General features: G+C 62.4%; 11 protein-coding genes. 8 read left to right on the top strand and 3 right to left on the bottom strand.

Annotated elements, in window-relative coordinates:
- Window positions 1-4,698, bottom strand: a complete 4,698-nt coding sequence (locus ACP_RS08245; protein ID WP_015896840.1) for an Lhr family helicase — start codon at window positions 4,696-4,698, stop codon at window positions 1-3.
- 246 nt (window positions 4,699-4,944) lie between these two features.
- Between ACP_RS08245 and ACP_RS08250 the strand changes: the two genes are divergently transcribed.
- From ACP_RS08250 to ACP_RS18300, 6 genes are all read left to right on the top strand, one after another.
- Window positions 4,945-5,358 (top strand): cytidine deaminase, encoded by a 414-nt coding sequence (locus ACP_RS08250; RefSeq protein ID WP_015896841.1) that lies wholly within the window; start codon window positions 4,945-4,947, stop codon window positions 5,356-5,358.
- Window positions 5,359-5,366: 8 nt separating this feature from the next.
- Complete coding sequence (locus ACP_RS08255; protein WP_015896842.1) at window positions 5,367-6,722, top strand: thymidine phosphorylase; 1,356 nt, start codon at window positions 5,367-5,369, stop codon at window positions 6,720-6,722.
- Window positions 6,723-7,083: 361 nt separating this feature from the next.
- Entirely contained in the window at window positions 7,084-8,322 is a 1,239-nt protein-coding gene (locus tag ACP_RS08265) for a NupC/NupG family nucleoside CNT transporter (RefSeq protein WP_015896843.1), read from the top strand.
- Window positions 8,323-8,336: 14 nt separating this feature from the next.
- Window positions 8,337-9,191 carry a purine-nucleoside phosphorylase gene (locus ACP_RS08270; protein WP_015896844.1) on the top strand — a complete coding sequence of 285 codons (855 nt, stop codon included), beginning with the start codon at window positions 8,337-8,339 and terminating at the stop codon, window positions 9,189-9,191.
- Window positions 9,188-9,802: a uridine kinase gene (udk, locus tag ACP_RS08275; protein ID WP_015896845.1), complete on the top strand. Its 615-nt coding sequence runs from the start codon at window positions 9,188-9,190 to the stop codon at window positions 9,800-9,802. Before ACP_RS08270 ends, udk begins: the two co-directional genes overlap by 4 nt.
- Window positions 9,803-9,872: 70 nt before the next feature.
- The gene (locus ACP_RS18300; protein ID WP_169305951.1) at window positions 9,873-10,049 is read left to right on the top strand and encodes a hypothetical protein; all 177 of its coding nucleotides are present in this window, start codon (window positions 9,873-9,875) and stop codon (window positions 10,047-10,049) included.
- Window positions 10,050-10,072: 23 nt separating this feature from the next.
- Here ACP_RS18300 and ACP_RS08280 read toward each other — a convergent pair whose 3' ends face one another.
- Window positions 10,073-11,722 (bottom strand): cellulose synthase family protein, encoded by a 1,650-nt coding sequence (locus ACP_RS08280; RefSeq protein ID WP_052294888.1) that lies wholly within the window; start codon window positions 11,720-11,722, stop codon window positions 10,073-10,075.
- Window positions 11,723-11,851: 129 nt separating this feature from the next.
- On the opposite strand from ACP_RS08280, the gene ACP_RS18095 reads away from it, so the two are divergent.
- Together ACP_RS18095 and ACP_RS08290 are read left to right on the top strand one after the other, a co-directional pair.
- Entirely contained in the window at window positions 11,852-12,295 is a 444-nt protein-coding gene (locus tag ACP_RS18095; protein ID WP_015896849.1) for a DoxX family protein, read from the top strand.
- A gap of 123 nt (window positions 12,296-12,418) precedes the next feature.
- Window positions 12,419-13,153, top strand: a complete 735-nt coding sequence (locus tag ACP_RS08290) for an SDR family NAD(P)-dependent oxidoreductase (RefSeq protein WP_015896850.1) — start codon at window positions 12,419-12,421, stop codon at window positions 13,151-13,153.
- 115 nt (window positions 13,154-13,268) lie between these two features.
- Here ACP_RS08290 and ACP_RS08295 read toward each other — a convergent pair whose 3' ends face one another.
- Window positions 13,269-14,228: a S1/P1 nuclease gene (locus ACP_RS08295; protein WP_015896851.1), complete on the bottom strand. Its 960-nt coding sequence runs from the start codon at window positions 14,226-14,228 to the stop codon at window positions 13,269-13,271.

Consider the following 14,228-nt stretch of genomic DNA (forward strand, 5'->3'; position numbering starts at 1 on the left):
CTACTGCACCTCAGCGGACGGCGGAATGACAGGCAGCACGCGTCGCATGTGAAAACCAAGCGGCGCGGGAGAAAAGCCGGCGTCGGATAGGAAGCGCGCCAAGGGATGCTGCTGCACGGGGACCCCATTGATAGTGGAGATGAGCAGGCCGCCGTGGCGGCGGGCCTCTTCGTCACGTAACTGCTGCTGCACCTGAGAGGCGAGAAATTGCGCGAGATCGCGCGCGACGTGAGTGCGATCTGGCTCTTGCGCAGGCAAAAACACCTGCACATTGGGATTGCTGCGGCGCAGGTAAGCAATGAGTTCGCCATTGCGCAGAATGACCGATGCGCCTAAGGTGCGAGTAAGCGTCCGAGGCGAAGAGTCGCTTCCCTGCTCCTCTGGAGCAGGCTGCGGCCAGCGTAGCACGCTACCGTAGAGATTGGCGGGATCTGTCGCCGCGATGGATACGATTTCGGCGCTTTCAGGTTCAGGCGCATTGCGCAGCGAGCGCAGGAGATCCACGGCGGCAGGCAATGCGAATTGCGCAGCCCCAAGGCCCGCAACGAAGTAGCCGCGACGGATGCGTCCGCTCTCTTCAAGCGCCTTGAGCACGTCATAGATTGCGGAAAATCCACCTGGGAGGTTTTCCTGCGCGACGGATTCGCGGGTCAGCACGCCGTAGCGGTGGAGCAACTGATGCGCGATGGCGTGACTCCACTCGGTTTGTTGCGCGGATGTGGTGCGTTCGGCCATGGGTACGAGCGACCAGCGCCCTTGCGCCGTGGGAGGAACGGTGCGGCGTGAGCGAAAGGACGGCACGTTGTGCTGGCGCTTTGCAGAGCGACTCGTGGAGGATTTCGTGACGTAGGCGCGCAGCGCATGCAGTGCGTCGTTGGTGACGAGGCCACGCCAGACAAGATTCCAGAGAGCATCCAGAGTTTCGCCGGGGAAGCCGCCCCCGACTGCCTCGTGGAGTTGCGCGAAGAATATGGCTCCGCCACTGGCGAGCTGATCGAGAATCAACTGCTCCCGAGCAGCGGTAGGAGAAGCGGCATCGATGGTGACGGCACGCGTGGGCAGGAGCTGCGGCATGCGGTCAGCGAGATAGAGCGCGATGCGCCCATCGTGCTCGCCGAGCGAGTCGAGACCGCACCAGGTGACTTCACCCGCGGCGATGAGCGTGTCGAGATCGGCGGGCGCGTAGCGGGCGAGGCGCGCGGGCAGGATGGAGCTTTCGAGCAGCGAAGCCGGGATGGGTGCGCCCTGCAGGCTCTCGATGGTGTCGAGCAGTGCGTCGAGGCCACGGCGGCGCTGCAGAATGCCCTGCCAATGCGTCTCAAGGCGCGCGAGCATCTGCTGCTCGACCGGCTCGATTTCTTTACGTAACCGTGACAGTGCCTTTCTGCGGATCAGGCGCAGTACTTCAGCATCGCACCACTCGCGATGCAAGCCTCCGGGGCGGAAGCCGCCTTCGAGAACGCGGCCTTCGAGCGCCAGGGTGCGCAGCACGGATTCGACGGCGCGGGCATCGAGGCCGAAGCGCTGGGCTGCTTCTGCCAGAGTGAAGGGGCCATGGGTGCGTGCGAAGCGGCGGATGAGTTCCAGCACAGGTTTTTCGACTGTAGCGAGCAAAGCTTTCGCAATGCCTGGCGGCAGCGGAATGCCAAGCGCATCGCGATAGCGGGCCGCGTCCTCCACGGCGATGAGGCGACGCTCGCTGGCGATTTTTACCTCAAGAATGCGGCGCGCTTTGAGCAGGCGGTCGAGCACTGCGAGCAGATCGGGCGTGGCAAGACGGCGGGCCAGCTCTTCGCGGGAGAGATCGCCAAGACGCAGCAGCAGATCATGGATGCCATCAGCGGAGCGCGCGCGGTGGCCCTCTTCGAGACACTGCAACTGCTCCTCGACTTGCTGAATGGCATCAGCATCGAGCAGCTCGCGCAGGTCAGAGTCGCCGAGCAGCTCACGGAGTTGATCCTGATCAATGGAGAGCGCCTGGGCGCGACGCTCAGCGAGCGGTGCGTCGCCATCGTAAATATAGTTGGCCACGTAACTGAAGAGCAGCGACGAGGCAAAGGGAGAGGGTGTACGCGTATCTACAACATGCACGCGTACGTCGCGCTTCTGGATGGCACGCAGCGTCTCAAGGAACGATGGCATGTCGAAAACGTCACGCATGCACTCGCGGTAGGCCTCAAGCAGCATGGGGAAGGCCGGATATTTTGAGGCCACCGAGAGCAGGTCATAGGCGCGCTTGCGCTGCTGCCACAGCGGCGCGCGGCCCTGGGCGCGGCGGCGCGGCAAGAGGAGTGCGCGCGCTGCAGACTCACGGAATTTTGCTGCGAAAAGCGCGGTGGAACCGAGCTGGCGCAGCACGAGATCGGCAGCTTCGGCTGGCTCCAGCAGGAGCAGATCTGCATCGGGCGGCGTATCGGTGTCTGGGAAGCGCAGCACGAATCCATCGTCACCCCACATGGTTTCGACATCGGGCCCTCCGGCCGCGCGGATGCGCCCGGCGACGGCCATGGCCCACGGCGCGTGCACGCTGCTGCCGAAGGGCGTGAGCACGCAGACGCGCCAGTCGCCGAGTTCGTCGCGGGTTCGCTCAATGACGAGGTTGCGGTCATCTGGAACCGTGACGGTTGCGATTTCCTGATCGGCGAGAAAGCGGAGCAGATTTTCAGCAGCGAGAGTATCAAGATCATGCTCGCGCACGAGGCGGCTGATGGCCGCGTTGCGGGGCAGAGCGCGCAGCTCGCGAATCAGTGCGCCGATGCGGCGGCCAAACTCCAGCGGACGGCCTGCGGCGTCGCCATGCCAGAAGGGCATTTTGCCCGGCTCGCCGGGCGCGGGGGAGACGAGCACACGATCGGGCAAAATCTCTTCGATGCGCCAAGTGGACGCGCCGAGCAGGAAAGTATCGCCGGTGCGACTCTCAAAAACCATCTCCTCATCGAGCTCGCCTACGCGAACCGGCTTGTCGCTGCGCGCAAGAAAGACTCCGTAGAGGCCACGGTCAGGGATGGTGCCCCCGTTGAGGATGGCGAGACTCTTGGCACCTTCGCGCGGGGTGAGAATGTTGCTGACGCGGTCCCAGGTGATGCGCGGGCGCAGCTCAGAGAATTCGTCAGAGGGATAGCGGCCTGCGAGCAGATCGAGTACGCCCTCAAACGCAGTGCGCGAGAGCGAAGCAAAGGGCGCGGCACGGCGCAGCAGCGTGAAGATGTCTTCCACCGCGATGTGGGGCTCAAACGGCGGCTGGCCTTTGGCGCGGGGACGGGCAGCGGCGGGCGGATGCGCCACCGTGGCGACGATTTGCTGCGCAAGCACATCGAGCGGATTACGCAGATAGCGGGTCGATTCCACCAGACGCTCATGCATGGCGCGCGTAACCGCGGCGCAGGCGATAAGGTCTGCGCGGTACTTGGGAAAGATGATGCCGTCACTCGGCAGCCCCACAGAGTGGCCAGCGCGGCCGATGCGCTGCATGCCGCTGGCAACGGAGGGCGGCGCTTCGATCTGGATAACCAGATCGATGGCGCCCATGTCGATGCCGAGTTCGAGCGACGAGGTGGCGACAAGCGCGCGCAGGCGGCCTGCTTTGAGTGCATCCTCAATCTCGGCGCGCTGCGCGGCGGCCAGCGAGCCGTGATGGGCGCGGGCCAGCGGCTCACCGGCAATCTCATTGAGCGCGGCGGCCAGGCGCTCGGCGAGACGGCGGCTGTTGACGAAGAGCAGCGTGGACTGGCGCTCGCGAATGATTTCGACGAGGCGCGGATGGATGGCGCTCCAGATAGAGGTACGCTTAGGGCCCTGCGAAGCCGCGCCGCTGGGCAACTCCTCGGGCTGGCCGAGGCGGGCCATGTCTTCGACGGGCACCTCGACGCGCAGGTTGAGCTGCTTGGGCTCGTTCGCCTGCACGATCGTAACGGGGCGAAAGAGGTGCGGGCGCTCGTCGTTGGTGGTCCACTCATGCGCGGGGGCCGTTTCGTCGGCAGCGGTGGATGGTTGCGATTCTGCTCCGGCAAGGAAATGCGCGACCTCTTCGAGCGGGCGCTGCGTGGCCGAAAGACCGATGCGCTGCAACGGCTTTTGCGTAATGGCTTCGAGGCGTTCGAGGCTGAGCGCCAGGTGAGCGCCGCGCTTGGTGGGCACGAGCGCGTGGATTTCATCGAGGATGACCGTTTCAACGGTGCGCAGCGATGCGGCGGCCTCGGAGGTGAGCAGCAGATAGAGCGACTCGGGCGTGGTGATGAGAATTTCAGCAGGATGGCGGCGGAAGCGGCTGCGCTCGCGCTGGGCGGTATCTCCAGTGCGGATGGCAATCTCAGGCATATGCACGGGCACGTTGCGGCGCGCGGCCGTGGCGGCGATGCCGGCGAGCGGCGACTGCAGGTTGCGCTCCACATCGACGGCGAGTGACTTGAGCGGACTGATGTAGAGGATGCGGCAACCCTCTTCCATGGGCGGCGCGTGCAGCATGAGGCGGTCCAGGCACCAGAGAAATGCGGTGAGCGTTTTGCCGGTGCCTGTGGGTGCGAAGATGAGCGTGCTTTCTCCCCGGGCAATGGCGGGCCAGCCCATGCGTTGCGGCGCGGTGGGGTGGTCAAAGACGGCGCGAAACCACTCGGCGGTGACTGGATGAAAGAGGGCGAGCGGGTCCTGCGCCGCGTCTGCAGCGGATGACGTGGAGCGGGATTTGCGCGGGGCAGCCACTTCTTTTGAGGATAGCTCCGGGACGGTTGTGCTCTTTGAGGAGATGCAAATTTGCGAGAAAGGATTTGGCGGGATCGGCGCATTTGGCCATGGTTTTGGGATTCGAAGGTTTACCGCAAAGACGCCAAGAGCACAGAGACCACCACTCGACTACGGCCAGCACTGGTTGGATAGGAGAACGCAATCATTAGTTGTATGTTGTATAGCGTTGCGCCAGCATGCGCGAAGGGATAGCCTCAGAATGCGATGAGAAGTCCTGAAGAAACACTGCCGTTGCTGCGCACGCTGGCGGAAGAAGCTGCGAAGCTGGCCTATGCGCCTTACTCCAGGTTTCAGGTAGGCGCGGCGCTGCTTCTCGATGATGGGCGCACGGTGACGGGTTGTAATGTGGAGAACCTGTCTTACGGCTTGACGAGCTGCGCGGAGCGGAATGCGGTCTTTCGCGCGATCAGCGAGCGCGGGCCGGCCGCGAAGATTGTCGCCATTGCGGTTACAAATATGCGCGGTACCATGTGCGCTCCGTGTGGGGCTTGCCGGCAGGTGCTGCATGAGTTCGCGGCGGAGGACGCCGTGATTACCTACAGCATGGACGAGGGGTGGGCAACGCGGCGGTTCCGCGAGTTGCTGCCGGATGCCTTTGTGATGACCGGCAAGGCCTAGAGACGCTTATGCACACCGTTGATCTGATTCGCAAAAAGCGTGACGGCGAGAGGCTGACCGCAGAAGAGATTTGCTGGCTGGTCGAGGGCGCGGCGCGGCAGTCGATTCCGGAAGAACAGCTTGCGGCGTGGCTGATGGCGGCGTGGTTGCGAGGGCTGGCTCTTGAAGAACTGGAAGCGCTGACGCTCGCGATGCGGGATTCCGGCGTGGTGCTGAACCACTCCGCGCTGGGGCGCGTGACGGTGGACAAGCATTCCACCGGAGGGGTGGGCGACAAGACGTCGTTTCTCGTGGCTCCGATTGTCGCGGCGGCGGGACTGGCTGACGCGATGATCAGTGGGCGCGCACTGGGGCATACGGGCGGCACGCTGGACAAGCTAGAGTCGATTCCGGGCTACCGCACGCGGTTGAGTCCGAACGAGATGCACGGCGTGCTGGCGCGCTGCGGCTGCTCGATTGTGGGACAGACGGAGGACCTGGCCCCGGCGGACCGCACGCTGTATGCGCTGCGCGACCGCACGGCGACGGTGGAAAGCCCTTACCTGATTTGCGCGTCGATCATGAGCAAAAAGCTTGCCGCCGGACTCGATGCCCTGGTGCTCGATGTGAAGACGGGCTCGGGCGCGTTTTTGCGGGATGAAACGCAAGCGGCCTTCCTGGCGGCGCTGATGGTGGCGACCGGCGAACGAGCGGGCACGCGCACGGCAGCCGTGTTGACGGACATGAGCCAGCCGCTGGGACGATTTGCGGGCAACTGGGTAGAGATTTGGGAATCCGTGGAACTGCTGCGCGGCGGCCGCCACGCCATGAGCGAAGACCTGCGCGAGGTTTCGCTGGTGCTGGCCGGGTGGATGCTGCACCTGGGCGGAAAGACCCCGAGCCCGGAAGCGGGCCATGCGCTGGCGGGCGAGAAGCTGGAAGATGGATCGGCGTGGAGGGCCTTCCGAGACATGGTGGCGGCGCAGGGCGGCGATGTGAAGGTGCTGGAGGAGCCGGAGAAGTTTCACAGGCCCGCATTCCGGCGCACGCTGCGGGCGGCGCGGAGCGGCTATCTGACAGCCATGGACTGCACGCAGGCCGGGTGGGCCGTGCAGCGGCTGGGCGCGGGACGGGAGCGGGCGGGCGAGCCGGTAGAGGCGCATGCGGGCCTGGAGATGCACGCGAAGCTGGGGATGCGCGTGGAGGCCGGGGAGCCGCTCTGCACTTTGTTTGCGCAGGAGGAGGCGCGCTTTGAAGAGCCGGAGCGGTTGCTAGCCGAGGCCATCACGATTGCAGAGCATGCCGCGAAGACGCCGCGACTGGTGAAGGAAATCATCACAGATGCGAACAAAAACAAATTTCTGGAATTCGCGAGGGAACGGTAGGATTAGATTTCCCGGAGCGTGAATGGCTGAAATGCAGATCCCTCGACTTCGCCGCGCATCGGCTCCGCTCAAGATGACAAGCTCTGGAGAATTGTGGGGATGGAGCACAAATCCACGTCCGGCGGGAAGCGATGCCCCAAAATAGTGGGAGAAACTTCGGGCGGCGTTGGCGCGCGAAGCATCGCCGGGATTCTTCGCTTCGCTCAGAATGACGCCCGAGGGGTTGAGGGCTTTGCGGGACTGGGCTTTGTGGATGGGAAGGTGCAGGTCCTCGGCTCGCTTCGCTCGGTCGGGATGACAATTTCAGAGATTGCGCTTCGCAGGCTGCGGTGCGGGCTATACGAGTTTCAGGAGTAAGAGTTTGGGTCGATTCACTGGCATTCTAGGTTTGCTCACCATGCTGCTGCTGGCATGGATTTTCTCTACCAACCGGAAGGCGATTCGCTGGCGCACGGTGGCCTGGGGGCTGGGCCTGCAGTGGATTTTTGCTTTTCTGGTACTCCGGGTGGCTTGGGGACAAGACGTGCTGGCGGCCGCCGGTAGCGCAGTGAATCACATGCTGGACTATGCCTTTGCCGGCTCCTCGTTTGTGTTTGGCGACCTGGGCAAGCAGCACTCGTCGATGGGTTCATTCTTTGCCTTTCAAGTGCTGCCCGCCATCATCTTTATCTCGGCCTTGTTTGCGGTGCTGTACCACATTGGCGTGATGCAGATCATTATCCGAGTCTTTGCGCGGGTGATGCAGTGGACGATGAAGATCTCGGGCGCGGAGAGCCTGAATGTGGCGGCAAGCATCTTCATGGGGCAGACTGAGGCTCCGCTGACGATACGGCCCTTTCTTACCGGGCTGACCAACTCTGAATTGATGACCATCATGACCAGCGGCATGGCGCATGTCTCGGGCGGCATCATGGCTGCGTACATTGTTTACGGCATCTCGGCGCAGCATCTGCTGGAAGCAGTGATCATGACTGCGCCGGGCACCATTCTGATTGCCAAAATGCTTGTGCCGGAGACGGAAAAGCCAGCCACCGAAGGCGTGGTGCACATGCCGAAACAGGAAGAGCACAAGGAAGAAAACCTGCTTGGGGCAATTGCGCGCGGCACCATTGACGGCGGCCGGCTGGCCATCAATGTGGGCATCATGCTGATCTCGTTCATCGCACTGATTGCGCTGGTGAATGGCGTCATGGGCGACGCAAGCGGATGGCTGGGCGCGCACCATATTCCCTTTCCGTCGAGCCTGAATGCGATTCTGGGCTTCTTCTTCGCGCCGATTGCATGGCTGATCGGCATTCCGTGGAAGGACGCTCATGTGGTGGGCAACCTGCTCGGAACGCGCATGGTGATCAATGAGTTGGTCGCTTATTCGTATCTCGGCGCGCAGAAGGCGATGATTGCTCCACGCTCGTTTACGATTGCGACGTTTGCGCTTTGCGGCTTCGCGAATTTAAGCTCCATTGGCATGCAGATTGGCGGCATTGGCGCGTTGGCCCCGAGCCGCCGCAATGACCTGGCGCGGCTGGGATTGCGCGCTATGCTGGCCGGCACCATGGCCAACCTGGTGTCAGCCTCAATTGTCAGCATTCTGTTGAAGTAAGAAGGAGAGTCCGGATGAGCAGCCTGTCGATTTTCTCTGAAACGATTGAAGCAACCGCGTGTATTCGCAAGCGCAGTCCGCTGCAACCCAAGGTCGCCGTTGTGCTTGGTTCGGGGCTGGGCGCTTTTGCCGGTTCGCTGACAAATTCAAAGTGCATGCGCTTTTCTGAGGCGCCGCACTTCCCTGTTTCGAATGTGCAAGGGCATAGCGGGCGCATTCATATTGGCCAGTGCGGGGATACACCGGTGCTGGTGATGCAGGGCCGCGTGCATGCGTATGAGGGCTACAAGCCATCGCAGGTAGCTTTTCCGGTGCGTGTGATGAAGCAGCTCGGCATCGAGCAGGTGATTGTGACCAACGCGGCGGGCGGCATTCGCGAGGGGCTGCAGCCGGGCGAGCTGGTTCTGATTGAGGATCACATCAATCTGACGGGCTACAACCCGCTGTGCGGCGTGAATGAGGAACGCTTCGGGCCGCGCTTTTTTGACATGACCAACGCGTACTCGCCGCGCCTGCGCAAGCTGGCGCACTCCGTGGCGGAGCAGCATGGCCACTCCCTCAAAGAGGGCGTCTACATTGGGGTACTGGGACCGAGCTTTGAGACGCCGGCCGAGATTCGCGCCTTTCGCTCGATGGGCGCTGACCTGGTAGGTATGTCCACGGTGCAGGAAGTGATAGCCGCACGGCACATGGGCCTGGAGGTGCTGGGGATCTCCTGCGTGACCAATCTTGCCGCAGGCCTGCAGAACGAGGAGCTGACGCACGAAGAGGTGCTGGAGACCGGCAAGCGCACCGAGGCGCAGTTGACGCAACTGCTGCAGGGCGTGATTCCTCAGATGGCCGGACTCGGCCGGGAAGACGCAGCGTGAAGCCTGCCCTGATTCTGGGGGTGGGAGGCTGTTCGGGCTCGGGCAAGACCACACTGGCACGGGAGCTGGCACGCGAGCTGAAGGGCGTGCCCTTCCTGCTGGACCACTATTACCGCGACCTCAGCCACCTGAGCTATGAGGAGCGGTGCGTGCAGAACTTTGACCATCCTGACGCCATCGAGACCTGCCTGCTGATCGAGCAACTGGAGCAACTGGCAGCCAGCCACACGATTGCGCAGCCGCGCTACGACTTTGCCACGCACACCCGGCGCGCCGGCGTCGAGGAGCGCATGGAGCCGGCAGCCTGCATTGTGGTGGACGGCATCTTTGCGCTGTATTATCCGGGGCTGCGGCGGCTTTATGATCTGAGCGTGTATGTGGATGCTCCGGACGCGGTGTGCTACGAGCGACGTCTGGCGCGCGACATTCGCGAGCGCGGGCGCACGCCGGAGTCGGTGGCCGGGCACTATGCCGCAACAGTGCGCCCCATGGCGGAACGCTACGTGCGACCCTCGTCGCAGTATGCCGATCTGATTGTGCAGGGCACCGAATCCCTGGACTGGTCAGTAGAGCGCGTGATGGCCGAGATTGGTGAGCGGGGACTGGTGTGAGCCAGTTGTCAGTTCCCAGTTGTCAGTGATCAGTCCCCAGTTTTCAGTTGCCAGTTGCCAGTGGTCAGTGATGATCGGGATCGATGCAGATTTCTGCATCATTGAGCCGAAGGCACACGGTTCATTCAGCAACATCTTTTCTTGCTTCCATCACGCGGCAGAGGGGATCGCGCCTGTGCTTCCGCCGGAGAAACAACCGATTGCTGAAGCTGACCACCAGGCACTGAGGATGAAGGCTGAAAACTGAAAACTGGGGACTGAAAACTGCTTTTAGATTCCCACCGGAAAGGGCTTGGGCGAGGACTCGTCGAGGTTGGTTCCGCCGCGCCGCCAGCGTTCAAACCGGCCCTGGAAGATCGAGAGCAGCCCGGTGTACCAGTAGCCGACTACGAAGATGAGCAGGAACGGGACGGTGAAGTAGCTCTGGTTAACGATGGCGTACCAGATGCACCACATGAACCATGCGCCGATGGCCAGCTCCAGCAGGGGCAGAATGCCGAGGCGCTTGCGGTATTTGGTGGCCTTGCTGCGTTCCCCCTTCGCCTGCACGCGGTATTTGGGCGTGCGCTTGAACGAACTCTTGATGCCGAGCAGCGCCTCGATGACCGCCTTGGAGTTGGTCAGAGTAAGGCCGATGCCAAGCGCCATGAGAAAAGGCAAATAGCAAAGCGTTCTGAACCAGCGATGCGGATACAGAATCTGCTGCGAAACCATGTAGAACGAGGCGATGGAGAAGGTAGACGCCGCAAAGAGCGGAAAGTCGATGAAGAGCATCTGAAACCATCCTTGATGGAACTGGATGATCTCAGTGGGCAGCAGCAGAATCGAGAGCACGATCATCAGCGGATAGCTGATGTTGGCCGTGAGGTGGTACCAGGCTTCGAGCTTCTCATGCCAGGAAAGGTCGGCGCGCAGCACCTGCGGCATGATCTTTTTTGAGGTCTGAATGAGGCCCTTGGCCCATCGCGCTTGTTGCGTTTTGAAAGCCGTCATCTCAATGGGCAGCTCGGCCGGGCACTCGACATCCTGAAGATACTTGAACTTCCAGCCGACGAGCTGCGCGCGGTAGCTGAGGTCTGTGTCTTCGGTGAGGGTGTCATGCTGCCAGCCACCGGCATCGGTGATGGCGGTGCGGCGCCACATGCCGGCTGTGCCATTGAAGTTGAAGAAGACGCCGGCGCGGGAGCGAGCGCCATGCTCGAGCACGAAATGGCCATCAAGCAGAATAGCCTCGACCTGCGTGAGAAAGCTGTAGTCGCGATTCAGGTGCGTCCAGCGAGTCTGCACCATGCCGATGGCTGGATCGCTGAAATGGTGGATGACCTTCATCAGCCAATCGGGCGAGGGAACAAAGTCAGCGTCAAAGATGGCGACGAATTCGCCTTTTGCGACCTTCAGGCCCTCATCGAGCGCGCCGGCCTTGTAGCCTTGCCGGTTGGTGCGGTGCAGGTAGACGATGGGCTGGCCTTGCTCCTGATACTTCTTGACCAGCGCGGCGGCCACGGCCTGCGTTTCGTCGGTCGAGTCGTCGAGGACCTGAATCTCCAGCCGGTCTCTCGGATAATCCATCGCGCAAATGGCCTCGATGAGGCGGTCAATCACAAACTGCTCATTGAAGATGGGTAACTGCACCGTGACACGAGGCAGTTCGGGAAACTCTTTGGGCGGCTCTTTGGTGGCGCGCTTGCGGAAGCGGTAATACTCCCACACCATGATGTAGCGATGCACCCCATAGAACGACAGGATGATCATCACGAGGAAGTAGGGCGTGAGCATCGCCGCATCAAAGAGGTTCCAGTGGTAGAGGTGCTGGAAGGTATTGTCGGCGTAATGGGTGTGCCAATAATGGGACAGCTTGTGCATGTTCAGGTCCGCAAGCGCCGAGAGCGCGTTGGCGGGTAGAGGTATCAGCGTGTCCATGACCGGCATGTCATGGTTATTGTACGGGTTAGAACCGCGGAAACAATACGGCGGGGTTATATGCCGGAGAACCCCCTTTCGGCGCAGGCCAAAAATAGCCCGGCAGGAAGAGAAACGAGGAGAAATCTCATGGCAAGACTGGCAGCTCTGGCATCGGGACGAGGCATTCCGGAGTTTCCGGCATTGGCGCTGACGGCGCTGCGCATCACGACGGGCGCGGCGCTGTTTCTGCACCACGGATGGGAGAAGCGGCCAACGCAGTGGGGCGTGTTCATGGCGCACTTCCCTAACCTGTTTCACCTGGGCTCGCCGCTCAGCTTTCTGATTGCGTTCTTCTCTGACTTTGTATGCTCGCTGCTGATTGTGCTGGGCCTCGGCACACGCTGGGCGGCGCTTTTCTGCTTCTGCAATCTCTGGGTGGCGTGGGAGTTTGTACACCACTTCGCGTTTCTGGGCCGCGGGCCCGAAGCCGATCATGGCGAGCTGATTGTGCTGTATCTCGGCGCGCTGGCCGCGATTGCGCTGGCGGGGCCGGGGCGCTTCAGCATCGACGGTGCGCGCGGGAATGGCTGAGCGGCGCGGCAATTTTTGACGCGCTGAAGGATTGTGCGAGATTCCTCATGACTGGATAAAACCGGCCTTGCGGCGGCATGGGCAGCGAGCCGTCTGGCGTATTTCAATGCCATTGAGGGATCTATGGCAAACAACTACGTAATTCTGGGCGCGTATGGCGGCATTGGCAGTGCGCTGACGCGGCGGCTGGCCGACGCGGGGCACCGGCTCTTTTTGGTGGGCCGCGATCAGGCCAGGCTGCAGCCGCTGGCTGCTGAGGTGGGCGCGGTGGGTTTTGCCCGCGCCGATGCCACCGCATCCGCCGAAGTGGAGAGCACCATTGCCGACGGAGCAGCGCAACTAGGCACCCTGGATGGCATCGCCAACTGCTTCGGCTCGCTGCTGCTCAAGCCGGCTCACCTGACCACAGATGAAGAGCTGGAAGCGACGCTGGCCATCAGCCTGAAGAGTGCTTTTGCCACCGTGCGGGCGGCGGCGCGCACTATGAAGCAGGGTGGCAGCGTGGTGCTGCTCTCGAGCGCGGCGGCGCGGCTGGGCATCGCCAGCCATGAGGCGATTGCCGCAGCCAAGGCCGGGGTGCAGGGATTGGCGCTGTCAGCGGCGGCCACCTATGCCAGCCGGAACCTGCGTGTCAACTGCGTCGCTCCCGGACTGACGAAGACTCCCCTGACTGAGCGCATTACAGGCAATGAAATGGCCGCCAAAGGCTCGCTCGCGATGCATGCGCTGGGGCGCTTTGGCGAGGCCAGCGAAGTGGCGTCGGCGATTGCCTGGTTGCTCGATCCAGAGCAGAGCTGGGTCACCGGGCAGGTGATCGGCGTCGATGGCGGACTCGCCACGGTGCGGACGAGGGGTTAGGGCGCTTCCGCTCCCGGGTCCGAACGGACGGACCCGGGGCGCCCGGCAAAGAAAAACCCCATGCAAGCCAGATTCCCGATCTGCATGGGGCATGTTTCCGTGGTCTTTTACGGCCTTATTTCTTGTCTTTTTTGTCGTAGTGATCGTGCCACTCGGGCACCGGCTCAGCGCTCTTGACCCACGCGGCGACGATCAGGTTGCGCAGCTCATCGGCGCCCGCCGCCAGCCGCTCGGCGGTAAACTTCCGCGATTCAGCCGTGCCCTTGCCCTCAAAGCCGTGCTCATTCCAGAGCTGATAGACCTCATCCACGTCGGCATGGGTGGTGTTGAGGTAGTCCCAGTACTGCGTCCACTCATCGCCGATGGGCTCGACCGGCTTCATGTATTGCCGCACTTCGGCATTGGTCATGTTGTCATGCACAAACTCGCTCTCAAACTGCGAGTGGATGTGATGGCTGGTGGTGTAGTGGTTGGGATTGGGGCCGACCCAGCCGTTGTATTCAATGGTGGTGTGCAGGGGCTGCGAGCCGTCGGCAACGTAATGACCGAGCCATCCGGCATAGAAAATGATGGCCTGCTGAACGGGCATGGTGTCTTTGCCCGCGGCCTTGAGCTGGCGATAGTCGCGCATGGCCGACTTCAGACGCTCCCAGACCTCTTCAGAGATATAGGGCTGAAAGCCGATGTGCGTGGGCTGCATCTCCCGGGCCTGATCAGGATGCGCCTCGATATAGGCGTAGAGCTTGGCGATGTACTGGTAGCGCTCGCGCGGCAGCGGTGCAATGCGATCGGCCAGCTCCATATCGATGTAGTGATCGGGAGCCTGCATGGCGTCGAGTTCCGGCTCGGCGGGTGAGCGCCAGCGATCCGGCTCGGGGCCAAGATAGGTGATCTCGTCCACGGCGGCCGGGGAGCGCAGAAAGGCCGGAATGCTGGGCGGCAGCGAGGTTACGGCCAGGTGGTTGATCATCTTATGGCCATCCTTGCCCCAGGCGTAGCAGGCGGGCACGGTCAGAACGGGCAGGAGGCATAAAGCAGCCAGGGAACGAAGCAAAGCAGAACGGTGGAGAGTCAT

This window comes from Acidobacterium capsulatum ATCC 51196 (assembly GCF_000022565.1).
Lineage (GTDB): Bacteria > Acidobacteriota > Terriglobia > Terriglobales > Acidobacteriaceae > Acidobacterium > Acidobacterium capsulatum.

What these genes read in the sequence shown, in the direction of transcription:
- ACP_RS08255 (WP_015896842.1), top strand. Translation starts at nt 5,367, where the DNA reads ATGCACACCGTTGATCTGATTCGCAAAAAGCGTGACGGCGAGAGGCTG.
- ACP_RS08250 (WP_015896841.1), top strand. Translation starts at nt 4,945, where the DNA reads ATGAGAAGTCCTGAAGAAACACTGCCGTTGCTGCGCACGCTGGCGGAA.
- ACP_RS08280 (WP_052294888.1), bottom strand. Translation starts at nt 11,722, where the DNA reads ATGGACACGCTGATACCTCTACCCGCCAACGCGCTCTCGGCGCTTGCG.
- ACP_RS18095 (WP_015896849.1), top strand. Translation starts at nt 11,852, where the DNA reads ATGGCAAGACTGGCAGCTCTGGCATCGGGACGAGGCATTCCGGAGTTT.
- ACP_RS08290 (WP_015896850.1), top strand. Translation starts at nt 12,419, where the DNA reads ATGGCAAACAACTACGTAATTCTGGGCGCGTATGGCGGCATTGGCAGT.
- ACP_RS08295 (WP_015896851.1), bottom strand. Translation starts at nt 14,228, where the DNA reads ATGACTCTCCACCGTTCTGCTTTGCTTCGTTCCCTGGCTGCTTTATGC.
- ACP_RS08270 (WP_015896844.1), top strand. Translation starts at nt 8,337, where the DNA reads ATGAGCAGCCTGTCGATTTTCTCTGAAACGATTGAAGCAACCGCGTGT.
- ACP_RS18300 (WP_169305951.1), top strand. Translation starts at nt 9,873, where the DNA reads ATGATCGGGATCGATGCAGATTTCTGCATCATTGAGCCGAAGGCACAC.